We start from the raw sequence: 22,498 nt of genomic DNA on the forward strand, positions 1-22,498 counted from the left end.
TTACTCGTAGCCGTAGGCGCGCAGGCCGGCTTCGTTGTCGGCCCAGCCGCTTTTCACCTTCACGAAGGTTTCCAGATAGACGGGACCGTCGAAAAGCTTCTCCATGTCGAGACGCGCTTCGGTGCTGATCTGCTTGAGCTTCGCGCCCTTCTGGCCGATCACCATCGCCTTTTGCGTGTCGCGCTCGACGAGAATGGTCGCGAAAACGCGGCGCAGCCGCCCTTCCTGCTCGAACTTGTCGATCAGCACGGTGCTCGTGTACGGCAGTTCGTCGCCGGTCCAGCGAAACACCTTTTCGCGCAGGATCTCGGCGGCCAGAAAGCGTTCGCTGCGGTCGGTGAGGTCGTCCTCGCCGTAAATCGGCTCGCCTTCGGGCAGGTACGGCTTGAGCGTCGCGAGCAGACGCTTGATGTCGTCGGGATTTTTCGCCGAAAGCGGCACGATCTCGCGGAATTCGCGCAGCGCCTGCACTTGCTGGATGAACGGATAGAGCGTGTCCTTGTCGTTCACGCGGTCGATCTTGTTGGCGATCAGGATCGTGGGCGCGCCGGGCGGAATCAGGTCGAGCACCTTCTGGTCGTCGGGGCCGAACTTGCCCGCTTCGATCACGAACAGCACGGCATCGACGGAACTGAGCGTGGAGGTCACCGCACGATTGAGCGAACGGTTGAGCGCCGTGCTGTGACGCGTCTGGAAGCCGGGGGTATCAACGAAGATGTACTGCGCGTCTTCGGTCGTGTTGATGCCGGTGATGCGGTGGCGCGTGGTTTGCGCCTTGCGCGACGTGATGCTGATCTTCTGGCCGACCAGCGCGTTCATCAGCGTGGATTTGCCGACGTTCGGACGGCCGACGATCGCGACCATGCCGCAACGAAAACCGGCAGGAGTGGAAGTGGGTGCGTTCATGATCGGATCGGGAGAGAAAAACGGGAGGCGCGCTCGCGGCGCGCCAGATTGAAATCAGTGGCCGGCATCGGCCGCGCGCACGGGAATCGCCGCGCCGGCATCGGCGTCGCCTTCGGTGCGCGTTTCATGGCGGGCTTCGCCCCTGTCGGCGCGCTCGTGCGTGTCGCGTGCTTCGCGCGTTTCGCGGGAATCGCGTGCCTCGGCCGCCGTGTCGCGATGACGTTGCGGCGCGCGCTCGCCCGCGGCAACTTCGGCACGTTCGACGGCGCGCAGCGGCGCTTCGGACCTGGGCGCGCCGGAGCGATGACCGATCGACGCGGCCGAAGGCACGCCGTCGACGCTCGCCGACTTGTCCTTTTCCGCCGGACGCTCCACGTGCGCCGCGCGAATCACGGCCAGCGGCGCGGCGGCTTGCGCAGCGTGAGCGGCAGCCTGCTGGCCACCTTGAGCGGCGGCCGGCGGTGCAGCCTGGGCGCGTTCGGCGCCTTCGTCGGCGGCAGCCGGCGCGCTCGTGGCATGCAGGACCGGGCGCTCCGCCCTCGCCTCGCCGCGCGCGGCGCGCTCGCGCCGTTCGGGCGTGCGCAGGTCCAGCGCGCCTTGCACGCCCGTTACGCCGGGCACCACCTCGGGTTCCAGTTTGGGCGCGCGGGCGCCCTTCGAGCGGCGCGGCTTCGCCGCCAGCGCGGGCGCCGCGGCCATTACCTCGTCGAGGGCCTTTTTCGCGGCGGCCTGCTCGGCCGCGCGACGGCTCGCGCCCGAACCCGACACCTTCACGTCGAGCTTGGGCACCGTGCATTCGACTTCGAACTGCTGATTGTGCGCCGCACCATGCGTGGCGACGACCGTGTACGTCGGCAGCGCGATCTTGTGGCCTTGCAGATATTCCTGGAGCAGCGTTTTCGAATCCTTGCCGAGCGTGCGCGGGTCGATGTGATCGAGAATCGGCACGTACAGACGCTTGATGACGGTCTGCGCGGCATCGAAGCCGCCGTCGAGGAAGATCGCGCCGAAAATCGCCTCGAGCGCATCGGCCAGAATCGAAGGACGGCGAAAACCGCCGCTGCGCAGCTCGCCCTCGCCCAGCCGCAAGCCGTCGGCAATATTCAGGGCCTGAGCAATTTCGTAAAGCGACTGCTGCTTGACAAGATTCGCGCGCACGCGTGACAGGTCGCCTTCGTCCAGCTTGCTAAAACGTTGGAACAATAGCGCGGCCACCGCGCAATTCAGGACCGAATCGCCGAGGAATTCGAGGCGTTCGTTATGCGTGGCACTGTGACTGCGATGCGTTAAAGCCTGGCGCAACAATTCCGCATTGCGAAATTCATAGCGCAAACGGCTTTCCAACGGAGATAGAGGCATGGGGAGAGTATAACGCGCCCGCCGCCCCGGGCGAAAACGCGGGACGGCGGGCGAAAAACCACTACGAAGCGACGTTACCGGCGATTATTCAAGTGGCGCGCGAACAATCTGCGCGCCACTCGAACCGGATCGCGCGCCACGTTACTCGAACGAACCGATACGCTTGAGGCTGCTGAAGTTCATCCAGATGAAGAACGCGCGGCCGACGATGTTCGCGTCGGGCACGAAGCCCCAGTAGCGGCTGTCCGCACTGTTGTCGCGATTGTCGCCCATCATGAAGTAGTGGCCCGGCGGCACCTTGCAGATTTCGCCGCGCTCGTTGTACTGACAGTTGTCGCGATACGGATAATCTTCGGCGCCCACCACGAACGGCGGCACCGCGGGATTGTTCAGGATGTTGTTCTTGCGGCCGTTGCCCAGGTCTTCGGTGAACTGCTTCGCGTAGCCGATGCGCTCTTCGTCGAAGTAATCGCCTTGCGGCACTTCGGGCACGGGCTTGCCGTTGATCGTGAGCTGTTTGTCCTGATAGGCGACCACGTCGCCCGGCAGGCCGATCACGCGCTTGATGTAGTCGACCGACTCGTCCTTCGGATAACGGAACACCACCACGTCGCCGCGTTCGAGCGGACGGCCCTGCGTGATCTTCGTGTTCGTGATCGGCAGGCGAATGCCGTAGTCGAACTTGTTCACGAGGATGAAGTCGCCGACGAGCAGCGTGGGCACCATCGAACCCGACGGAATCTTGAACGGCTCGACCACGAACGAGCGCACGAGAAACACGACCAGAATCACGGGGAAAAAGCTCGCCGTGTATTCGAGCCACCACGGCTGCCGCAGCTTGTCGTTGCGCAGCTTCTGACGCGTTTGCGCGGCGTTTTCGTCGGCGAAGCGCTCGCCCACGCGCGCTTGCTGCTGGTCGTAGTCAGCGACGGCCGCATCGGCGGCGAGACGCCGGCGCGGCGTGAAAACCAGTTTGTCCGCCACCCATGCAACGCCCGTCAAAACGACGAGCACAAAAAGAATCAGCGCAAAATTCATGTAGAGGTCCGTTGTGCGGCTTATTTGCGTAACTTATTTGTCTTCGACACGAAGGATGGCGAGGAAGGCCTCTTGCGGAATTTCGACCGAGCCGACCTGCTTCATGCGCTTCTTGCCTTCCTTTTGCTTTTCGAGAAGCTTCTTCTTGCGCGTGATGTCGCCGCCGTAGCACTTGGCCAGCACGTTCTTGCGCAGCGCCTTGATGTTCTCGCGCGCGATGATGTGCGCGCCGATGGCCGCCTGAATGGCCACGTCGTACATCTGGCGCGGAATGATCTCGCGCATCTTCGCCGCCACTTCGCGGCCGCGATATTGCGACTGCGAACGGTGAACGATGATCGAGAGCGCGTCGACCTTGTCGCCGTTGATCAGCATGTCGACCTTCACCACGTCCGAGCTGCGATATTCCTTGAACTCGTAGTCCATCGACGCATAACCGCGCGACACCGACTTCAGCCGGTCGAAGAAGTCGAGCACGATTTCCGCCATCGGAATTTCGTACGTGAGCTGCACCTGACGGCCGTGATACTGCATGTTGATCTGCGAGCCGCGCTTTTGCGTACACAGCGTGATGACCGAGCCCACGTAATCCTGCGGCATGTACAGGTTCACGGTCACGATCGGCTCGCGAATCTCGGCGATCTTCGAGGGCTCCGGCATCTTGGCCGGGTTCTCGACCTTGATCTGCGTGCCGTCGGCCTGCACCACTTCGTACACCACGGTCGGCGCCGTGGTGATGAGGTCCATGTCGAACTCGCGCTCGAGACGCTCCTGCACGATTTCCATGTGCAAGAGACCGAGGAAGCCGCAACGGAAACCGAAACCGAGCGCCTGCGACACTTCCGGCTCGTATTGCAGCGAGGCGTCGTTGAGCTTGAGTTTCTCGAGCGATTCGCGCAGCGCGTCGTACTGGTTCGCCTCGACCGGATAAAGACCCGCGAACACCTGCGGCTTCACTTCCTTGAAGCCCGGCAGCGGTGCTTCGGCGGGCCGGGTCGCATGCGTGACGGTATCGCCCACCTTGGTGGCGGCGAGTTCCTTGATGCCCGCGATGATGAAGCCCACCTGCCCCGCCGAGAGCGATTCCAGGTTGCGCGACTTCGGCGAGAACACGCCCACGTGCTCGACCGGGTACTGCGCGCCGGTCGCCATCAGCTTGATCTTGTCCTTCGGACGCAGCGTGCCGTTGACGATGCGCACGAGCATCACCACGCCCACGTAGTTGTCGAACCACGAGTCGATGATGAGCGCCTGCAACGGCGCTTCCGGGTTGCCCTTGGGCGGCGGCACCCCGGCGATCAGCGCTTCGAGCACGTCGTCCACGCCGAGGCCGGTTTTCGCGCTGCATCGCGTGGCGTCGGTCGCGTCGATGCCGATCACGTCCTCGATTTCGGCGATGGCGTTTTCGGGGTTGGCGGCGGGCAGGTCGATCTTGTTGAGCACCGGCACGACTTCCACGCCGAGTTCGATCGCCGTGTAGCAGTTCGCCACGGTTTGCGCTTCCACGCCCTGGCTCGCGTCCACCACCAGCAGCGCGCCCTCGCACGCGGAAAGCGAACGGCTCACTTCATACGAGAAGTCGACGTGGCCCGGCGTGTCGATCAGGTTCAGGTTGTAGACCTTGCCGTCGCGCGCCTTGTACGAAAGCGCGGCGGTCTGTGCCTTGATCGTGATGCCGCGCTCGCGCTCGAGATCCATCGAGTCGAGTACCTGCGATTCCATTTCGCGGTCGGAAAGACCGCCGCAAATCTGGATGATGCGATCGGCGAGCGTCGACTTGCCATGGTCGATGTGCGCAATGATCGAGAAGTTACGAATATGATCCATTCAGTGCCGATCAAGCGAAAAAGGCGCGCCGCAACGTAGCTGAGCACGCCTTGTAAACAGATGAAAAACCGAACTATTTTAGCCGAAAAGGGGTGCGCCCGGCGAACCGTCGCATGAAGCGCGCTTCGGCAAGCCGTTACGGCGGCGCTTTTTACGGCCCGCTTTCGGGTGCGCCGGCGCTCAAACCCAGGGCGGCGCGCACCCGCGCCTCGTCGAGCCGGTAGTGACATAGCTCGACGCCGTCGCAAAGCAGCACCGGCACGAGTTCGTCGTAGCGCGCGACGAGCGCAGGGTCGGAGTCGACATCGACCACGTCGAGCCGCGCGCCCGCCGCCGCGGCCAGCGGCGCCAGCGCCGCGCGCATCTCCTCGCAGAGGTGACACCACGCGCGACCGTACAGCACCAGATGCGCGCTCGCGCGCTGCACCGGCGGCTGAACGGCCGAAGGGGTGCGCACGCTTACTTCTGGCCCGGCGCGCGCGGGCGGATCGGCACGAACTGCGTGTTGTCGCCGCGCCGCACGAGCACCGCCACCATCTTTTGCGGATCGAGATGCGAGGTCACGTCCTGGAACTGCTTCGCGTTCGTGATGTCGGTGTCGCCCACGCGCAGGATGATGTCGCCCTTCTGCAAACCGGCCCGCGCGGCGGGACCGTCCGCCGAGTCGACCAACGCGCCGCCCTTGATCTTGAGCTGCGCCATCTGGTCGGCCGGCACGTCCACCACCGCGAGACCGAGCGCATTCGACGGACGCGGCTTGGGCTCCGGCGCCTTGCGCTGGTCCGCTTTCGCGGTTTTGTCCGACTGCATTTCGACGACCGTGATGGGCAGATCGCGCGTCGCGCCCTTGCGCCAGATCGTGATGGTCGCCCTGGTACCCGGCTTCGTGTCGCCGACCATGCGCGGCAGGTCGGTGGCGGCATCGACCGGCTGGCCGTTGAACTTCAGGATGATGTCGCCCGGCTGGATACCCGCCTTTTCGGCCGGGCCGCCCGGCTCGACGCTCGACACCAGCGCGCCCTGCGCCTTCGGCAAGCCGAGCGAATCGGCCACGTCCTTCGTCACTTCGCCGATCGCCACGGCAATACGCCCGCGCGTGACCTTGCCGCTCGTCTTGAGCTGATCGGCCACGCGCATTGCCTCGTCGATCGGAATCGCGAACGAAATGCCCATGAAACCGCCCGTGCGGCTGTAAATCTGCGAGTTGATGCCGATCACCTCGCCCTGCATGTTGATGAGCGGGCCGCCCGAATTGCCGGGGTTCACGGCCACGTCGGTCTGGATGAACGGCAGGTAGTCGCCCGTGTCGCGCCCCTTCGCGCTCACGATGCCGGCCGTCACCGTATTTTCGAGCCCGAACGGCGAGCCGATGGCGACGACCCATTCGCCCACGCGCACCTTGTTCGAATCGCCCATCGTCACGGCGGGCAGATTGCTCGCCTGAATCTTCACCACGGCCACGTCGGTGCGGTCGTCCACGCCGATCAGCTTCGCCTTGAATTCGCGCTTGTCGGTGAGCGTGACGTAAATGCTGTCCGCGTCGTCCACCACATGCGCGTTGGTCATGACGTAGCCGTCGCTCGACAGAATGAAGCCCGAGCCCACGCCGCTGCTTTGCTCGGAGTCGCTGCCGCTGTCCGGGCCGGAATCCCCGCCCTGACCGCCCTGGCCGCCGCCTTGACCGCCTTGCCCGCCGCGCGGCGACTGGCCGCCGTCCTGCGGACTTTGCGGAAGCGGAATGCCGAAGAAGCGGCGGAAGAATTCCGACATGTCGCCGTTGTCCATGCCCGGCGGCAAGCCGCGCTGCGAAAGCGAAACGCGCGTGGTCGTGCGGATATTGACGACGGATGGCCCCACTTTGTCCACGAGGTCGGCAAAATCGGGCAAATTGGCGGCCGGCGCCGCCGATGCCGCATGCGGCGCGAACGGCAGGCAAGCCGCCACGACCGCGGCCGCGAAGAATTTGCGCAGCGGGAGAATCGTCATATCGAAGTCAGCCGAAGGAAGGGGTTACCTGGGAGCCTTGTATTCTATGGCAGACGCGAATTGCTGCAACGTGGCCTGGGGCACTTCGCCCAGCAATGTGATGAAGTAATCGCCGCTGCGCTTCACGAGAACGTGCGTGGCGCCGTTGCTGCCCGAGCCTTCCTTGCGGCTGTTATGCTCGACGGGCTCGACAAAGATCGAGATGGCGGAGAGGCCGTCCGAGAACACGGCCTGATCGACGGGAATGGGCGGCTCGTTCGGATCGCGCGCGGCCATCGGGCGGCGCAGTTCGCGAATCTTGCGGAAACCCGGCACGGCCGCGCCGAACGACCAGCCTTGCGATTCCATGTCGACGGTTTCGAGCGGCGGGCGCACCACGGTCCAGCCCGCCGTGCTGCGCATGCCGTTGACGATCGGCGTCTTGTCGCCCGCGAGACCGGTGCCGATGCGCACCTGTGTGAACGCCAGTTGCTGAAGCACCTGGCCATTCGACGGATCGAGCATTTGCGAGCGCAGCAGCAGGCCCGTCTTTGCGTCGGCCCATAGCTTGTAGGCGAAGCGGAAATTGTCCTTCGGATCGAGCTCGATCACCTGGCTGTCGATACCGGCCACGCGGTCGGTGCCCAGCATCTTCGGCTCGTACACCGCCAGCACCTGCTCGCCGCTCGTGGAGAGCAACGCCGGAAAGGCGTCCTTGTTCTGACGCTTTTCGACGACCAGCAGCTTGCGCTCGGGCACGAACGTGTAGAGATCGTCGTTGTGGCGCAGCATCTTGCGCGGCTTGCCGTCCAGGCTTTCGAGCTGCTCGTACTCGCCGTCGGTTTTGCTGGCGTAATGGGAAATGCGCGACGACTGCACGAACGCGCCGCGCTGATAAACGAACGTGCCTTCGTAATTTTGCTGCTGGGCAGCCTGCTGGATGCGATCGAGAAGCTGCGCGGCGTTCTGGCGCGCGGCGGGATCGGCCGCCGCCGGCCCGCCTTGCGCGTGAGCCTGCGGAGCGGCGGACAGCGCGGTGAACATTACGACTGCGCAGCACAGGAATGCCGGCAACCGCCCCCAGATTGTCGTTTTATTCAACCGCGATGTCTGCATCAAGCTTATTGGCCTTGCGTGGTAAGGGCGGCCGAACGGATATACGGCATGGAATCCGACATGACCGGCTGCTGCGCGAATTGCTGATGCGCTTCGAGGTACGCGTCGAGCTGGGCGTCGCGGATGATGTTCGCGTCCTGGCCGCCGGTGGCCGCCGCCGGCACGGTGTTGAGCGCCACGCGCTGCACGCCATCGCCCTGCTGCACGGCGGCGATTTGCGGCGCGCCGGCCATGCCGGCGCCATGCATCTGCGGCATGACGATCCAGGTCAGCGTCGCGGCCGCGGCGGCAACGGCCAGCGACGGCACGACGCGGCGGCGCAGCGCGAGAATGCGGCCCACGCGCTGATGGCGTTCGTTACGCTCGCTGCCGCCCGCGATCGCGGCCGGCGCGAGCAAGTGCGGCTCGGCTTCCAGACGCGCGGCGAAACCCGACAGGAACGTGCGGCTCGCGGCCTGGCTCAGCGCCAGGTCGTCGGAACGCAGCACGTCGCCGATCAGGTGATAGTCCGCCCACGCCGCACGGCCCTCCCGATCGAACTCCGTGAAATTCGCGTTCGGCTGCCCCGCAGCCAACCACTCGCCGTCGACGATGGCGGACAGACGCTCGCCGCGCGAGCTTGATTCCGATTGCATCGAGACCGACCCCATGATGCTCCCCAATTCCCTGAAGACGCGTTCAGCGCCTCAAATAGTGACACCAACCAGGTGAAAAGCGTCGCTGCCCGTCGCAACGCTGGCTCCTGCCCTACCAGCGCTTGCCTTCCGGTGTGTCCAGCAGCGGACGCAATTTTGCCGCAATGGCTTCCCGAGCGCGGAAAATTCTCGATCTGACGGTGCCGATGGGGCAATCCATCATTTCGGCGATTTCCTCGTAGCTCAACCCTTCGATTTCCCGAAGCGTGATGGCGGTGCGCAACTCTTCCGGCAAAACCGCCATCGCAGCATTGACCGTCTGAGCGATCTGCTTGCTCATCAACATCGACTCGGGCGTGTTGATATCCCTTAGTTGATCGGCGTCCGAGAAAGTTTCCGCTTCTTCGGCGTCCGCTTCCGTCGAAGTCGGGGCTCGCCGGCCCTGGGTCGCAAGGTAGTTCTTCGCCGTATTGACGGCAATTCGGTACAACCACGTATAGAAAGCCGATTCCCCGCGAAACTGCGGCAACGCCCGATAAGCCTTGATGAACGCGTCCTGGGCCACATCCTCGACCTCGGCGGGGTCCCGCACGAGACGCGAGATCAGCCGGATGATCTTGCGGTGGTATTTCGAGACCAGAAGCTCGAACGCGGCTTTATCGCCTTTTTGGACGCGCTCGACCAGAACCTGATCAATTTCTTTTTCGCTCACCTGAAATCCGTTAGCTCATAAGTAGACGCGGGGGCACCATTGTAGCGTCCCCGCCACCGCGCGACGTTACGTGCGTAATCGCGGTTACAGTCGTTACAGGGAGCAATCAGTGTCCGGCGGCGCTGCGGGCGCGCACGGCAAGCAGGCGGAAGGTTTCGCGCGAAACGGAATCGGCGGCGATCAGCAGCGTCGTGCGGCGCGCGCCCGTCTCCACCACGAGGGCGAGCAGCCAGCCGCCGCATTGCGACGCACCCGCGATCCGGCCCGCGGCCAGGCGCACGCCGTCATGCGACCACGCGCTGAGCGAATCGGCCCCGATTTCGAGAAATGCCGCTTGGCGACGCTGCCGGCGCAGCGCGGCGAGCGCCCCCGCGGCAAGAACCGCAAGCGCGGGAGGACACGCACGCCAGGCGCCCAGCCACGGCGCGAGCGTCGAATAGACCGCCAGAACGGCGAATGCGAGCATCGCGCCAACGAGCAATTGCAACGCGAGCGAACGGCGCAGGGAGAAACGCGGCACGCCGGCGTGCCGCGCGAAAGCAGGATTACGGCAGGCCGACGCGTGCACGAGGTGCGAAAGCGCCGGCGCGGCCGCCGTCTTGTTAACGGGAATCAAGCGTGACGCTTGAAAACCAACGTGCCGTTGGTGCCGCCGAACCCGAACGAGTTCTTCAGCGCGACGTCGATATTCATGTCCCGCGCGGTGTTCGCGCAGTAATCCAGGTCGCACTCGGGGTCCTGGTTGAAGATGTTGATCGTCGGCGGCGACACCTGGTTATGCACGGCCAGCACCGTGAACACCGATTCCAGCCCGCCCGCGCCGCCCAGCAGGTGGCCCGTCATCGACTTGGTCGAGTTCACGACGATTTCCTTCGCGTGGTCGCCGAACGCGCGCTTGATCGCCGTGGTTTCCGCGAGGTCGCCAAGCGGCGTGGACGTGCCATGGGCGCTGAGCCAGTTCACTTCGTTCGCGTTCACGCCCGCGTTCTTCATCGCCGCGATCATGCAGCGGCGCGCGCCGTCGCCGTCTTCCAGCGGCGCCGTCATGTGGTAGGCGTCGCCGCTCATGCCGTAGCCGCCGATTTCCGCGTAGATCTTCGCGCCGCGCGCCTTCGCGTGCTCGTATTCCTCGAGCACCATCACGCCCGCGCCCTCGCCGAGCACGAAGCCGTCGCGGTCCTTGTCCCACGGACGGCTCGCCGTTGCCGGGTCGTCGTTGCGCTGCGAGAGCGCGCGCGCCGCCGCGAAGCCGCCGATGCCGAGCGGCGAAACGGTGGATTCCGCGCCGCCCGCGATCATCACGTCGCAGTCGCCGTATTCGATCAGGCGCGACGCTTCGCCGATGCAGTGCAGGCCGGTCGTGCATGCCGTGACCATCGCCAGATTCGGGCCCTTGAGGCCGAACTTGATCGACAGATGGCCCGAGATCATGTTGATGATCGAGGCCGGCACGAAGAACGGCGAAATGCGGCGCGGGCCGCGGTTGAGCAGCTCGGTTTGCGTGACTTCGATCATCGGCAGGCCGCCGATGCCCGAGCCCACGTTCACGCCAATGCGCTCGGCGTTCGCTTCGGTGACTTCGAGGCCGCTGTCCTTGATCGCCTGCATGCCCGCGGCAATGCCGTAATGGATGAACGTATCCATGTGGCGCGCTTCTTTCGCGGGAAGGTATTCCTCGATGTTGAAACCCTTCACTTCGCCCGCGAAACGCGTGGAGAAGTTCGTGGCGTCGAACTTCGTGATATTGGCGATGCCGGACTTCCCGGCGACCAGATTGGCCCAGCCGTCGGCAACATTATTGCCAACAGGCGAAATCAGCCCCAGGCCTGTAACGACAACTCGACGACGGCTCACGGTAACCCCTTTTCCATAGATGACAAAAACAAAAGCCACAGAGGCCACAGGAAATGCTCCTGTGAGCCCTGTGGCTAGTTGACCGGCAGATGCCGCGCAGCGAATGCGGCGGGCGTATGCGGTTTCACTGGCGAGCGTCCTTCACGGACCGCGGCGCGACCTTGCGATGCGCGCGGACCGGGCGGGATAGAGTCGCTGAATGCCGAACTCAGGCCTTGACGTTCGCGCGAGCGTAGTCGATCGCTTGCTGAACGGTCGTGATCTTTTCGGCTTCCTCGTCCGGGATTTCCATGCCGAATTCGTCTTCGAGGGCCATCACCAGTTCGACGGTGTCGAGCGAGTCGGCGCCCAGATCGTTCACGAACGAAGCTTCGTTCTTGATTTCGGCTTCGGCGACGCCCAGTTGTTCGGCGACGATCTTCTTGACGCGCTGTTCGATGTTGTCCATTACCCCTCCAAGGGAAAAAAGTTAGCTCATGAATGCGAGTGCGCGCATTTTATCAGGTTTGACCTGGCAGAAAAGCGGCGCTCAAAGTTCCGGGAAGGCCACCCACGGCGGTATTGCTGACACGAAATTACCTGACTCAAGTTAGCGGGTAGTTCGCGCCGCGGATAGTACCCCAAACCGGTTAAGACATATACATACCGCCGTTCACGTGCAGCGTCGTGCCCGTGATGTAAGCCGCTTGCGGGGACGCGAGGAATACGACCGCGTGGGCGATGTCCTCCGGGCTGCCGAGACGCCCCAGCGGAATCTGCTGCTTGAGCGCCGCTTGCTGCTCGGCCGGCAGATCCTTCGTCATGTCGGTGTCGATGAAGCCCGGCGCCACGCAGTTGACCGTGATGCCGCGGCTGCCGATCTCGCGTGCGAGCGCGCGCGTCATGCCCGCCACGCCGGCCTTCGCGGCCGCATAGTTGGCCTGGCCGGGGTTGCCCGACGAGCCGACCACCGAGGTGATGTTGATGATGCGGCCCGTGCGCGCCTTCATCATCGGGCGCAGCACGGCGCGCGAGAGACGGAACACCGACTTCAGGTTCGTGTCGATGACCGAATCCCATTCGTCGTCTTTCATGCGCATCGCGAGGTTGTCCTGCGTGATGCCCGCATTGTTGACGAGCACCGCGAGACCGCCGAATTCCTTGACCGTGGCGTCGATGAGCGCTTCCGCCGCCGCCGCGTCGTTGACGTCGAGCACCGCGCCGCGGCCCTTCACGCCGGCTTCCTCGAAAGCGGCGGTGATGGCTTGCGCGCCGGCTTCGCTCGTGGCGGTGCCGATCACGGTCGCGCCCTGGCGCGCGAGTTCGAGCGCGATCGCCCGGCCGATGCCGCGCGAGGCGCCGGTGACGATGGCGGCCTGATTGTCGAGAGTCTTTTCCATCATTCGAATCCGTTGCGAGTTATGCCTTGACGAGCGCGAGCGCTTCTTCCAGCGACTTCGGATCGGCCACCGATACGCCGGCCAGGTTGCCGTCGATGCGCTTCGTGAGACCCGCGAGCACCTTGCCCGGGCCGCATTCGATCACGTGCGTCGCGCCGTGCGCCGCGATCGCCATCACGCATTCGACCCAGCGCACCGGCCCTGCGGCCTGGCGCACGAGCGCCTCGCGGATCTTCGCGGGATCGGTTTCCAGCGCCACGTCGATATTGTTCACGACGGGAATCTGCGGCGCGTTCAGCGTGACGCTCGCCAGATAGTCGCGCAACTGGTCGGACGCGGGCTTGAGCAGCGACGAATGGAACGGCGCCGATACCGGCAGCGGCAGCGCGCGCTTCGCGCCCTTCGCCTTGGCGAGCTCGCATGCCTTTTCGACCGCGCCCTTGTGACCGGCGATCACGACCTGCGCGGGCGCGTTGAAGTTGACGGCTTCGACCACGCCGCCGCTTTGCGAGGCGGCTTCGGCGCAGACGGCGCGCACGGTGTCGTCGTCGAGACCGAGGATCGCGGCCATGCCGCCCTCGCCCACGGGCACCGCGTTTTGCATCGCCTGGGCGCGAAAGCGCACGAGCGGCACCGCGTCGCGGAACGACAGCACGCCGGCCGCGACGAGCGCCGTGTATTCGCCGAGGCTATGGCCCGCGACGATCGAAGGCGCCGGGCCGCCCGCCTGCTGCCACGCGCGATAGACGGCGTAGGCGGCCGTGAGCATGACCGGCTGCGTGTTGGTGGTGAGATTGAGTTCTTCGGCCGGGCCTTCGGCGATCAGCTTGCCGAGATCCTGGTTGAGCGCGTCGGACGCTTCTTGCAGCGTCTCGCGCACGACCGCGTTATCGCCGAACACGTCGAGCATGCCGACGGCTTGCGAACCTTGTCCGGGAAAAACGAACGCGAATTTCATAACATCCCCAAATTCGATCAAAACGGGTGGGCGATGCGCTCGGGTGTACCGCCACCGACCGCGCGCAAATGGCGTGCGGCCTCATGGCGGGAACGCAAAAGCCCGCTCAGAAAAATCAGAAGCGATCAGAAACGGATGACGGACGCGCCCCAGGTGAAGCCGCCGCCGACCCCTTCGATCAGCACGTTGTGGCCGCGCTTGATGCGGCCGTCGCGCACCGCGACGTCGAGCGCGAGCGGAATCGACGCCGCCGAGGTGTTGCCGTGCTCGCCCACGGTCACCACCATGCGCTCCGCGGGCAGTCCGAGCTTGCGGCACGTGCCCTGCATGATGCGGATATTGGCCTGATGCGGGATCAGCCAGTCGATCTGGTCGGCCGTCAGTTGCGCCTTGTCGAGCGCTTCGAGCGCGACCTTTTCGAGCACGTTCACGGCGAGCTTGAACACCGCCTGGCCGTCCATGTGCAGGAATGCGTTGCCCGCGATCACACCGCCGTTCACGTTGCCCGGCGTGCAGAGAATGTGCGCGTAGCTGCCGTCGGCGTGCAGCGCGTTGGCCAGCACGCCCGGCTGGTCCGAGGCTTGCAGCACGACCGCGCCCGCGCCGTCGCCGAACAGCACGCAGGTCGTGCGGTCGCTGAAGTCGAGGATGCGCGAGAAGGTCTCGGCGCCGACCACGAGCGCCGTGCGATGCTGGCCGCTGCGAATCAGGCTGTCCGCGACCGAAACGGCGTAAGCGAAACCCGAGCAGACGGCCTGCACGTCGAATGCCGCGCCGTGATTGCGAATGCCGAGCTTGTTCTGCAGCAGGCAGGCCGTGCTCGGAAACACGAAATCGGGCGTGGACGTGGCGACGATGATGAGGTCGATCGCTTGCGGGTCGACGTCGGCGGCGGCGATCGCGCGCTGCGAAGCCGCGAGCGCGAGATCGCTCGTGGTGACGTCCGGCGCGGCGAAGTGGCGCGCGTGGATACCCGTGCGGGCCACGATCCATTCGTCGCTCGTTTCGACGCCTTTCGCGGCGAGGCGCTCGGCCAGTTCCTGGTTGGTGACGCGCTCAGGCGGAAGATAACTGCCCGTGCCGAGCACGCGGGTATATTGAGTCGATTGAGCCATTATGCCTTCGAGGTAGGTGCCGCGGCGGGCGGGACGATGCCCCCGGCCGGGCCGGACGAGTCCGCGGACGCGGCAGGCGGTGTGGCAGACGGCGCAAGCTGCGGCACGCCCTGCGCGCCGGGAGCGGCGGCGCTGCCGGCGCTTTCGCCGGACGGCGCGCCCGCCGCCTCGCCAGCCGCCCGTTCGAGCGAACCGGCGTTCTCTTCCATGGCGCGCGCGAGGCGCTCCAGCACGCCATTTTTGACGGCATCATACCCGCGATTGATCGCACACTCAAACGCGTAGGCGTCGGCCGAGCCGTGGCTCTTGATCACGAGACTCTTCAGGCCGAGCAGCGCCGCGCCGTTGTACTGGCGATGGTCGACGCGCTTCTTGAAATGCAGGAGCACGGGCATGGCCGCGAGCGCCATGAGCTTCGTGAGCCACGAGCGGCCGAACTCCTCCTTGATCATGTCGTTGAGCATCTGCGCGAGGCCTTCCGACGTCTTGAGCGCGACGTTCCCAACGAAACCATCGCAAACGATCACGTCGACGGTGCCCTTGAAAATGTCGTTGCCTTCCACGTTGCCGTGGAAGTTCAGCGTGCTCGCGCGCAGGAGTTCGCCCGCGCGCTTGATCGTTTCGTTGCCCTTGATGATCTCTTCGCCGATGTTCAGGAGGCCGATGGTCGGGCGCTCCTTGCCTTCGAGCGCGGCCACGAGCGCATGCCCCATTTCCGCGAATTGCAGCAGATGCTGCGGCTCGCAGTCGACATTGGCGCCGAGATCGAGCATCGTGGTGTAGCCGACGGGATTGGGCATCGCGAACGCGATGGCCGGGCGTTCGATGCCGGGCAGCGTCTTGAGCACGTAGCGCGAGACGGCCATGAGCGCGCCGGTGTTGCCGGCGGAGACGCAGGCCTGGGCCTCGCCGTCCTTCACGCGATTGAGCGCGACGCGCATCGACGAATCTTTCTTCTTGCGCAGGGCGACCTCGACCGGATCGTCCATGGCGACGACCTCGGTGGCGGGTACGACGGAGAGCGCAGGATGGTCCGCCGCCTTCAGCTTTTTCAACTGGGCGCGAACCGCCGACTCCACGCCCACGAGCATCAGATGCGCGTCGGGGTGGGAGCGGACGAAATGGACTGCGGCCGGGACCGTGACGGACGGGCCGTGGTCGCCTCCCATGCAATCTATCGTGAGCGTAACAGTCATGGAATGCGACGGTTTTCAGGCACAAAAAAGCGGCAGTCGAATGCCGCTTTTTTTGCCGAGCCGAAATATGGTCAAGCGAACGGAATCGCCATGCGCGGCGCATTGCGCGAAAGGCTCGCGCGCCGCACGCTGGAACGATTAGTCGTTCTTGGTCTTGACGACTTTCTTGCCGCGGTAGTAGCCGTTCGGGCTGATGTGGTGACGCAGATGCACTTCACCCGTGCTCGGCTCGACGGCCAGCGGCGCGCCCGTGAGGAAATCGTGCGAGCGGTGCATGCCGCGCTTCGACGGCGACTTCTTGTTTTGTTGAACTGCCATGATAACTCCTGAAAATTTTCCGGATTCTAACACAGCCCGGTCCGGCCGCCGCCACCCAGGGGGATGACCGGACTCCGGGCTCAGGCCCACGTATCGGTGTATCGGTTACTGCCTGCCCGACAGCCGCCTAGCGATCTCGCTAATGCTTGCTGCCCGGGCCGTCCTTCTTGAGCGATTCGAGCGCCGCAAACGGGTTGACGCGCTCGTCCGGCTCGATTTCCTGCTCCGGCACGTCGTCGATGGAATCCACGCCGTCCGCGCCGTCGGCACCCGAGGCGAGACTTTCGTGAATTTCCGGACACACTTCGTGCTTCGGCACCAGCGGCAGCGCGAGCAACAGCTCCTCTTCGATCAAGTCGACGAGATCGAAATGGCGCGAGCCCACGATCACTTCGACTTCATCGTCGTCGAGCGGAAACTCGTCCGCTTCCTCTTCCGTCTGGACGATACGGAAGACGGCATCCGCATTGAACGCCTGCTCGTAAGGAGCGAGGCAACGCTGACACGTGAGCCACGCGCCACCGTGAATCGCAAGCCGCAAATACGGCTGGGCCGCTTCGGCGCCGTCGTCCTGCAACTCCTGCTGCCTGAAGCCCGCGGCCTGCCACGTGAACGCGGTGTCGCGATCGGGCGCCTCGGCCGGAACTTCGTTTAACATGCGCGACAGTTGCGAGACGCGCACGACGCCCGCTGCCTCGCGCTCGCTGCGCGCGAATTCGAAAATGTCGAAGTCGCGCGGATTCAGGGCGAATTTTTCCGCGCTTTTTTCAGGATGTTCGGTCATATGAGCCTCTCCTGCACCGGTTACTGCCCTTGGCTGCTCAACGCTTGGCTGCTCAACGGCCCTGGCTGCCTTGGCGCCAACTGCCTCCAAGCCCCTAGCCGCGCAGCCTGCACGTCAGGCGTGCAACCCGAGCGTACCGATGAAAAGCCCAAAATCATAGCGTCTTTATCTTTGCGAGTCAAACACTTAAGCTCGCGTCTGAAAGTGCGCGCGTGAGCGAAGATTTCGGGCACGGCAGCGCGCGCACCGGGTAAAATCCGCCCCCGTTTTTTGTCGCCTGATCTAATCGTCTGGTCTAATCGCCGAATCTTGTCGCCAGACCTTGTCGACGAATACGCTGCCCGAACCTGTGCCACTGCGCGCCGCGCGAATCTCCCAGCCGCCTTCCTACCTCGATCGACCATGCCGGAACCGTCCTCTCCCGCCCTGATCCTCGCTTCGAGCTCGCGCTACCGGCGCGAGCTGCTCGAACGCCTGCGCATTCCGTTTACGACCGCCGTGCCCGACATCGACGAAACGCCGCAACCGGGCGAAACGCCCGAAGCGACGGCGTTGCGGCTCGCCGAAGCCAAAGCGCGCGCCGTGGCCGCAGCGCTGCCGGCGAACGCGGGCCGCACGCTCGTGATCGGCTCCGACCAGGTGGCGACGTTCGACGGCCGCCAGATCGGCAAGCCCGGCTCGCACGAGCGCGCACTCGCGCAACTCCAGTCGATGCGCGGCCGCGAAGTGTTGTTCCATAGTGCGCTCAGTCTGCTCGACACCGCCACTAGCCGAACGGATACCGTCGATATCGTGACCAAAGTGCGCTTTCGCGATCTGCCCGACGCCGCGCTCGACGCCTATCTGCGCGCCGAAACGCCCTACGACTGCGCGGGCAGCGCGAAGTCCGAAGGGCTCGGCATTGCGCTGCTCGAAGCGATCGAATCCGACGATCCCACGGCGCTGATCGGCCTGCCGCTCATCGCGCTCACGCGCATGCTGCTCGCCGCCGGCTTTCCGTTGCTGGAGAACCCCGCATGACGCCAAAAGGCACGCTTTATCTGATCCCGAACACGCTCGGCGACGGCGACGACGCCGCGCTCGCCGCCGTGTTGCCCGCGCCCGTGCGCGAGCGCGCCGGCACGCTCGCGAGCTACATCGGCGAAAACGCCAAGACCACGCGCGCCTTCCTTAAGCGCGTGGGCACGACGCGGCCGATCCAGGAAATCGAGATCCACGAACTCAACGTCAATACGCCTGCCGGCCAGGTCGACAAACTGCTCGCGCCGCTGCTGGCCGGCGTCGACACGGGCCTCGTTTCCGAGGCGGGCGTGCCGGCCGTGGCCGATCCGGGCGCGCTGCTGGTGCGCCGCGCGCACGAACGCGGCATCAAGGTGGTGCCGCTCGTCGGGCCCAGTTCGATCCTGCTCGCGCTGATGGCTTCTGGGCTCAACGGCCAGAGTTTCGCGTTTCACGGCTATTTGCCGGTGGATGCGAACGAGCGCGCGAAGAAGCTGCGCGAACTGGAACAGGCGTCGCGCAAGGCCAGGCAGACGCAAATCTTCATCGAAACGCCCTACCGCAACAAGACGATGCTCGACGCGCTGCTTGCCGCGTGCGCGCCCTCCACGCTCATCTGCGTCGCCGCCGACCTCACGCTGCCGACCGAAACGATCTTGAGCCGTGCCGCGTCCGACTGGAAAAAGCACGGCGCGCCCGATCTGCACAAGCGCCCGGCGATTTTCCTGCTGCTCGCGCAATGACGGCGCGAACCTGAAAGCGCAAAAAAAACCGGCCGTGAAGGCCGGTTTTTGCTGCTTCCGCGCGAAAAATCAGCGCAGCGAAAACTTCCCGCCCGCAATCAGCGAATGCATGGCCGCCGAGCCGATGCTCGCGCCGAAGCGCTTCGCCACGCGGTCCGTGATGCTTTGCTTGACCGTGTAATCGACGATATCGGGCGCCTTGATCACGTCGCGCGCGACGTAGTCGGTGTCGCCGAAACCGTCGGCGAGACCCAGTTCCACGCTTTTCTGGCCGGTCCAGAACAGGCCCGAGAAGATGTCGGGCGTCTCCTTCAGCCGCTGGCCGCGGCCGGCCTTCACGGCATCAATGAACTGCTGGTGGATCTGGTCGAGCATTTCCTGCGCGTGCGCGTCCATCTTGGGCGTGTCGGGCGAAAACGGGTCGTAAAAGCCCTTGTTTTCGCCCGAGGTGCGCAGGCGTCGCTCGACGCCGAGCTTGTCCATCAGGCCGGTAAAGCCGAAGCTGTCCATCAGCACGCCGATCGAGCCGACGATGCTGGCCTTGTTCACATAGATCTTGTCGGCCGCGGCGGCCACGTAGTAACCGCCCGAGGCGCACATGTCGCCAACCACCACGTAGAGCGGAATGGCCGGATATTTCTTGCGCAGACGGCCGATTTCGTCGTTGATGATGCTCGCCTGCACGGGACTTCCCCCGGGGCTGTCGATGTGCAGGATCACGCCCGCCGTGCCGTCGTCCTCGAACGCGCTGTCGAGTGCGTTCACGATGTCGTCGGCGTTCGCGGGCGAGTCGGCGGCGATTTCACCGTCGAGCGAAACGAGCGCCGTGTGGCGGCCGCCGCCTTCGACGCGCGCGCCCGAAAAGTCGAACACGCCCCACGCGATGACGACGAGCACCGCGAGAAACGCAAAGCGGAAAAAGATGCGCCAGCGCCGCGCCGCACGCTGCTCCTTGATGGCGGCCAGCGCGATACGCTCGAGCGCCTCGCGTTCCCAGCCGGGTTCGGTGGGCACGGCCGCGCGCGGCGTGTTCGGATCAGGATTCTGAAGGTCGGACATGCGAGCGAAGAGGTTCTAAGTAGGGTCAGGCCGATTTAGGAAGCAAATCGGCGTCGGGCAGCCAGAATACCGCACGGCCTTCGGGCGTGTCCCGTTCCTCGACACGCAAAGGGCGCAAACGGCCGCCGCGGCAGGGTCCGCCGACGCATTTGCCGGTTTCCGGCTGATAGATCGCGCCATGCGTGGCGCACATCAGGTAAAGCCCCGACGACTCGAAGAACTGCCCTTCCACCCAGTCGAGTTCCATCGGCACGTGCGCGCAGCGGTTCAGATAGCCGTAGACTTCGCCGCCGAAGCGCACGAAGAACACCACGGCGTCGCCGCCCGCGTAGGTCGCGTTCAGGCGCTGGCCCGCGCCGCCTTCCGCGAGTTCGCCGGACGCGCACACGCGCACGGGTTGGCAGGTCTCGCTCATGCGTATTCCCGCAGCCAGCCGGCCAGCGCCGCGACATCGGGCGCGATAAAGCGCGGCTCGAGCTTCTGGAGCGCCGCCGACGCATGCGCGCCGTAAGCCACGCCCACGCCCGCGGCGCCCGCGTTGATCGCCATCTGCAAGTCGTGCGTGGTGTCGCCGATCATCACGGTGCGGCCCAGATCCTGCCCCAGTTCGCGCGTGAGTTCCTGAAGCATGGCGGGATGCGGCTTCGAAAAGGTTTCGTCGGCGCAGCGCGTGCCGTCGAAGAGGCTCGTGAGACGCGCCTCGGCGAGCGCGCGATTGAGCCCCACGCGGCTCTTGCCGGTCGCCACGGCGAGCAGGTAGCCGGTGTCGCGCAGTTCCGCGAGCATGTCGCGCACGCCCACGAACAACTCGGTTTCCTGATCCTTCAGCAAATAGTGAATGCGATAGCGCTCGACGAGCCGCGGATAGTCGGACGGGTCGAGCGTGGGCGCGGCGATCTGAAGCGCCTCGCGCAGCCCGAGGCCGATCACGTAGCTCGCGGCTTCGTCGCCGGGCACGGGCAGCCCGAGATCGCGGCAGGCGGCCTGGATGCTGCGCGTGATGTGGGCGGTCGAATCCATCAGGGTGCCGTCCCAGTCGAACACAATCAGATCAAATTGCTCTCGGGCCATGCGCGGCTTCTCCAGACACGGTTGTGCTTGCTCTTGATTTTATGGTGAACGCCACGGCGCTCAGCCTTCGTCGGTCGAGGACGCACTCGACCCCGCGCCTCCTCCCTCGCCTTGCCCCGCCTCGCGCTGCGCCTTCAGCGCGTTGACGAACGCGCGGCAGTCGGCCGGCAGCGGCGCCTCGAACTGGAGCGTTTCCCCCGTGAGCGGGTGCGCGAGCTTGAGCCGGTGCGCGTGCAGGAACATGCGCTTGATGCCCGGCTGCGCGCCGTTGCGCGCAAGCGCCTTGTTGAGCGCGAAGTCGCCGTACTTGGCGTCGCCGACGATGGGAAGCCCGAGATGCGCGAGATGCACGCGAATCTGGTGCGTGCGGCCCGTTTTCAGCTCCGCTTCGAGCAGCGCGTAGCCCGGCCAGCGATCGACGAGATTGAACACGGTATGCGAGGCGAGGCCGTCGGCCTGCACGCGCACGCGCCGCTCGCCTTCCGGGGTCAGATACTTGTGCAGCGGCTCCTTGACCGCGCGGCGGCGGCCCCAGTCGGCCGCCCATTCGCCGTGCACGCAGGCGAAATAGCGCTTGTCGGTGTGATTGCCGCGCATCTGCTCGTGCAGCCCGACGAGCGCCGCGCGCTTCTTGGCGAGCATCAGCACGCCCGAGGTTTCGCGGTCGAGCCGATGCACGAGTTCGAGAAAGCGCCCTTGCGGCCGCGCCTCGCGCAACTGCTCGATCACGCCGAAGGCCACGCCGCTGCCGCCATGCACGGCCACGCCCGCCGGCTTGTCGATCACGAGCAGCGCGTCGTCCTCGAAAAGCACGGGAAACTGCGCCGCCGGAACGGGCGCCGCGTTGGACGGCGTGTCCGTTTGCGCGGTGCGGATTGGCGGCACGCGCACGATGTCGCCGAGTTCGAGACGATATTGCGCGTCGACCCGGCCCTTGTTCACGCGCACTTCCCCGCTGCGCAAAATGCGATAAATATGGCTTTTCGGCACGCCTTTGCAGACGCGCAGCAGAAAATTGTCGATGCGCTGACCGGCCGAGCCGTCGTCGATTTCGACGAACGAAACCTGGTCGCTCGCGACCTGATTATGGGATGTTTTGCCTAACCCTTTCATTCTGAATATAATTTGCCCAGCGCTGACGCGACGGTAGGCCAAACGGCCAAAAGTTCTGCGAACCGCCCGATACAGATGAAGGGTGGTGATCCTGGGCTTGAACCATGCGGCATGCGCAGGCGGCAAGCGTTAAACCGTTATTTTACTTGCGCCCGGGGCTGGTTGCTCACCCCGTTAGAAGAGATGCAACGAGTTGCACGCACGGAATACCGCATCGGCAGGGACGGCGCCCACAGGCACGTTCGGTCGGATCGGCTCCGACGGTAACGGAACATTGGTACAAAGAATTTATCCGGCGCGTCCGGCGGTGCGGTCGAAGTGACCGCCGCAGGAGGCGCCGGTGGCGAAAAT

The 22,498-nt window shown here is 65.0% G+C and carries 24 protein-coding genes; 2 read left to right on the forward strand and 22 right to left on the reverse strand.

Annotated elements, in window-relative coordinates:
• From era to U5805_RS19430, 18 genes are all read right to left on the reverse strand, one after another.
• The gene (gene era, locus U5805_RS19345; protein WP_322105103.1) at positions 1 to 906 is read right to left on the reverse strand and encodes a GTPase Era; all 906 of its coding nucleotides are present in this window, start codon (positions 904 to 906) and stop codon (positions 1 to 3) included.
• Between the two features lie 54 nt (positions 907 to 960).
• On the reverse strand, positions 961 to 2,265 hold the full coding sequence (rnc, locus tag U5805_RS19350) for a ribonuclease III (protein ID WP_322105104.1): 1,305 nt from the start codon (positions 2,263 to 2,265) through the stop codon (positions 961 to 963).
• Between the two features lie 141 nt (positions 2,266 to 2,406).
• Entirely contained in the window at positions 2,407 to 3,303 is an 897-nt protein-coding gene (gene lepB / locus U5805_RS19355) for a signal peptidase I (protein WP_322105105.1), read from the reverse strand.
• Positions 3,304 to 3,336: 33 nt separating this feature from the next.
• A complete protein-coding gene (gene lepA, locus U5805_RS19360) occupies positions 3,337 to 5,130 on the reverse strand; it encodes a translation elongation factor 4 (RefSeq protein WP_322105106.1) in 1,794 nt (597 codons plus the stop codon).
• A 151-nt stretch (positions 5,131 to 5,281) separates the two neighbouring features.
• Positions 5,282 to 5,587, reverse strand: a complete 306-nt coding sequence (locus tag U5805_RS19365) for a glutaredoxin family protein (RefSeq protein WP_322105107.1) — start codon at positions 5,585 to 5,587, stop codon at positions 5,282 to 5,284.
• Between the two features lie 2 nt (positions 5,588 to 5,589).
• Complete coding sequence (locus tag U5805_RS19370) at positions 5,590 to 7,116, reverse strand: DegQ family serine endoprotease (protein ID WP_322105108.1); 1,527 nt, start codon at positions 7,114 to 7,116, stop codon at positions 5,590 to 5,592.
• A 24-nt stretch (positions 7,117 to 7,140) separates the two neighbouring features.
• Positions 7,141 to 8,211 (reverse strand): MucB/RseB C-terminal domain-containing protein, encoded by a 1,071-nt coding sequence (locus U5805_RS19375; RefSeq protein ID WP_322105187.1) that lies wholly within the window; start codon positions 8,209 to 8,211, stop codon positions 7,141 to 7,143.
• 5 nt (positions 8,212 to 8,216) lie between these two features.
• Positions 8,217 to 8,861 carry a sigma-E factor negative regulatory protein gene (locus U5805_RS19380; RefSeq protein ID WP_322105109.1) on the reverse strand — a complete coding sequence of 215 codons (645 nt, stop codon included), beginning with the start codon at positions 8,859 to 8,861 and terminating at the stop codon, positions 8,217 to 8,219.
• Positions 8,862 to 8,958: 97 nt separating this feature from the next.
• The gene (gene rpoE / locus U5805_RS19385) at positions 8,959 to 9,558 is read right to left on the reverse strand and encodes an RNA polymerase sigma factor RpoE (protein ID WP_167059007.1); all 600 of its coding nucleotides are present in this window, start codon (positions 9,556 to 9,558) and stop codon (positions 8,959 to 8,961) included.
• Positions 9,559 to 9,664: 106 nt separating this feature from the next.
• Positions 9,665 to 10,078 carry a protein YgfX gene (locus U5805_RS19390; RefSeq protein WP_322105110.1) on the reverse strand — a complete coding sequence of 138 codons (414 nt, stop codon included), beginning with the start codon at positions 10,076 to 10,078 and terminating at the stop codon, positions 9,665 to 9,667.
• 92 nt (positions 10,079 to 10,170) lie between these two features.
• Complete coding sequence (gene fabF, locus U5805_RS19395; RefSeq protein WP_322105111.1) at positions 10,171 to 11,412, reverse strand: beta-ketoacyl-ACP synthase II; 1,242 nt, start codon at positions 11,410 to 11,412, stop codon at positions 10,171 to 10,173.
• Positions 11,413 to 11,620: 208 nt separating this feature from the next.
• Positions 11,621 to 11,860 (reverse strand): acyl carrier protein, encoded by a 240-nt coding sequence (acpP, locus tag U5805_RS19400; RefSeq protein WP_004197638.1) that lies wholly within the window; start codon positions 11,858 to 11,860, stop codon positions 11,621 to 11,623.
• Positions 11,861 to 12,041: 181 nt separating this feature from the next.
• Entirely contained in the window at positions 12,042 to 12,791 is a 750-nt protein-coding gene (gene fabG, locus U5805_RS19405; protein ID WP_322105188.1) for a 3-oxoacyl-ACP reductase FabG, read from the reverse strand.
• A gap of 19 nt (positions 12,792 to 12,810) precedes the next feature.
• Positions 12,811 to 13,749, reverse strand: coding sequence for an ACP S-malonyltransferase (gene fabD, locus U5805_RS19410; RefSeq protein WP_322105117.1), 939 nt, complete (start codon positions 13,747 to 13,749; stop codon positions 12,811 to 12,813).
• 125 nt (positions 13,750 to 13,874) lie between these two features.
• Positions 13,875 to 14,864 (reverse strand): beta-ketoacyl-ACP synthase III, encoded by a 990-nt coding sequence (locus U5805_RS19415; RefSeq protein ID WP_322105118.1) that lies wholly within the window; start codon positions 14,862 to 14,864, stop codon positions 13,875 to 13,877.
• Positions 14,864 to 16,060: a phosphate acyltransferase PlsX gene (gene plsX / locus U5805_RS19420; protein ID WP_322105119.1), complete on the reverse strand. Its 1,197-nt coding sequence runs from the start codon at positions 16,058 to 16,060 to the stop codon at positions 14,864 to 14,866. The genes U5805_RS19415 and plsX overlap by 1 nt, the downstream gene beginning before the upstream one ends.
• Before the next feature lie 138 nt (positions 16,061 to 16,198).
• Positions 16,199 to 16,378 carry a 50S ribosomal protein L32 gene (gene rpmF / locus U5805_RS19425; protein ID WP_018441573.1) on the reverse strand — a complete coding sequence of 60 codons (180 nt, stop codon included), beginning with the start codon at positions 16,376 to 16,378 and terminating at the stop codon, positions 16,199 to 16,201.
• A 139-nt stretch (positions 16,379 to 16,517) separates the two neighbouring features.
• Positions 16,518 to 17,162 (reverse strand): DUF177 domain-containing protein, encoded by a 645-nt coding sequence (locus U5805_RS19430; protein WP_322105120.1) that lies wholly within the window; start codon positions 17,160 to 17,162, stop codon positions 16,518 to 16,520.
• A gap of 402 nt (positions 17,163 to 17,564) precedes the next feature.
• Between U5805_RS19430 and U5805_RS19435 the strand changes: the two genes are divergently transcribed.
• The gene (locus U5805_RS19435; protein ID WP_322105121.1) at positions 17,565 to 18,182 is read left to right on the forward strand and encodes a Maf-like protein; all 618 of its coding nucleotides are present in this window, start codon (positions 17,565 to 17,567) and stop codon (positions 18,180 to 18,182) included.
• A complete protein-coding gene (locus tag U5805_RS19440) occupies positions 18,179 to 18,904 on the forward strand; it encodes an SAM-dependent methyltransferase (RefSeq protein ID WP_322105122.1) in 726 nt (241 codons plus the stop codon). The genes U5805_RS19435 and U5805_RS19440 overlap by 4 nt, the downstream gene beginning before the upstream one ends.
• Before the next feature lie 69 nt (positions 18,905 to 18,973).
• On the opposite strand, the gene U5805_RS19445 is transcribed toward U5805_RS19440, so the two are convergent.
• Genes U5805_RS19445 through U5805_RS19460 form a run of 4 tightly spaced genes read right to left on the reverse strand, consistent with a single transcriptional unit; the run spans position 18,974 to position 22,147 of the window.
• The gene (locus tag U5805_RS19445; RefSeq protein ID WP_322105123.1) at positions 18,974 to 19,963 is read right to left on the reverse strand and encodes a S49 family peptidase; all 990 of its coding nucleotides are present in this window, start codon (positions 19,961 to 19,963) and stop codon (positions 18,974 to 18,976) included.
• A gap of 25 nt (positions 19,964 to 19,988) precedes the next feature.
• Positions 19,989 to 20,378: a Rieske (2Fe-2S) protein gene (locus U5805_RS19450; RefSeq protein ID WP_322105124.1), complete on the reverse strand. Its 390-nt coding sequence runs from the start codon at positions 20,376 to 20,378 to the stop codon at positions 19,989 to 19,991.
• Positions 20,375 to 21,034 carry an HAD-IIIA family hydrolase gene (locus U5805_RS19455; protein WP_322105125.1) on the reverse strand — a complete coding sequence of 220 codons (660 nt, stop codon included), beginning with the start codon at positions 21,032 to 21,034 and terminating at the stop codon, positions 20,375 to 20,377. The genes U5805_RS19450 and U5805_RS19455 overlap by 4 nt, the downstream gene beginning before the upstream one ends.
• Positions 21,035 to 21,094: 60 nt before the next feature.
• Positions 21,095 to 22,147 (reverse strand): RluA family pseudouridine synthase, encoded by a 1,053-nt coding sequence (locus U5805_RS19460; RefSeq protein ID WP_322105126.1) that lies wholly within the window; start codon positions 22,145 to 22,147, stop codon positions 21,095 to 21,097.
• Positions 22,148 to 22,498 lie beyond the last annotated feature (351 nt).

It is taken from the genome of Paraburkholderia sp. J41, from assembly GCF_905220235.1.
In the GTDB taxonomy this organism is placed as follows: Bacteria; Pseudomonadota; Gammaproteobacteria; order Burkholderiales; family Burkholderiaceae; genus Paraburkholderia.

Coding starts and splice junctions, on each gene's coding strand:
- era (WP_322105103.1), bottom strand. CDS start 906: ATGAACGCACCCACTTCCACTCCTGCCGGTTTTCGTTGCGGCATGGTC.
- rnc (WP_322105104.1), bottom strand. CDS start 2,265: ATGCCTCTATCTCCGTTGGAAAGCCGTTTGCGCTATGAATTTCGCAAT.
- lepB (WP_322105105.1), bottom strand. CDS start 3,303: ATGAATTTTGCGCTGATTCTTTTTGTGCTCGTCGTTTTGACGGGCGTT.
- lepA (WP_322105106.1), bottom strand. CDS start 5,130: ATGGATCATATTCGTAACTTCTCGATCATTGCGCACATCGACCATGGC.
- U5805_RS19370 (WP_322105108.1), bottom strand. CDS start 7,116: ATGACGATTCTCCCGCTGCGCAAATTCTTCGCGGCCGCGGTCGTGGCG.
- U5805_RS19375 (WP_322105187.1), bottom strand. CDS start 8,211: ATGCAGACATCGCGGTTGAATAAAACGACAATCTGGGGGCGGTTGCCG.
- U5805_RS19380 (WP_322105109.1), bottom strand. CDS start 8,861: ATGGGGTCGGTCTCGATGCAATCGGAATCAAGCTCGCGCGGCGAGCGT.
- acpP (WP_004197638.1), bottom strand. CDS start 11,860: ATGGACAACATCGAACAGCGCGTCAAGAAGATCGTCGCCGAACAACTG.
- fabG (WP_322105188.1), bottom strand. CDS start 12,791: ATGGAAAAGACTCTCGACAATCAGGCCGCCATCGTCACCGGCGCCTCG.
- fabD (WP_322105117.1), bottom strand. CDS start 13,749: ATGAAATTCGCGTTCGTTTTTCCCGGACAAGGTTCGCAAGCCGTCGGC.
- U5805_RS19415 (WP_322105118.1), bottom strand. CDS start 14,864: ATGGCTCAATCGACTCAATATACCCGCGTGCTCGGCACGGGCAGTTAT.
- plsX (WP_322105119.1), bottom strand. CDS start 16,060: ATGACTGTTACGCTCACGATAGATTGCATGGGAGGCGACCACGGCCCG.
- rpmF (WP_018441573.1), bottom strand. CDS start 16,378: ATGGCAGTTCAACAAAACAAGAAGTCGCCGTCGAAGCGCGGCATGCAC.
- U5805_RS19430 (WP_322105120.1), bottom strand. CDS start 17,162: ATGACCGAACATCCTGAAAAAAGCGCGGAAAAATTCGCCCTGAATCCG.
- U5805_RS19435 (WP_322105121.1), top strand. CDS start 17,565: ATGCCGGAACCGTCCTCTCCCGCCCTGATCCTCGCTTCGAGCTCGCGC.
- U5805_RS19440 (WP_322105122.1), top strand. CDS start 18,179: ATGACGCCAAAAGGCACGCTTTATCTGATCCCGAACACGCTCGGCGAC.
- U5805_RS19445 (WP_322105123.1), bottom strand. CDS start 19,963: ATGTCCGACCTTCAGAATCCTGATCCGAACACGCCGCGCGCGGCCGTG.
- U5805_RS19450 (WP_322105124.1), bottom strand. CDS start 20,378: ATGAGCGAGACCTGCCAACCCGTGCGCGTGTGCGCGTCCGGCGAACTC.
- U5805_RS19455 (WP_322105125.1), bottom strand. CDS start 21,034: ATGGCCCGAGAGCAATTTGATCTGATTGTGTTCGACTGGGACGGCACC.
- U5805_RS19460 (WP_322105126.1), bottom strand. CDS start 22,147: ATGAAAGGGTTAGGCAAAACATCCCATAATCAGGTCGCGAGCGACCAG.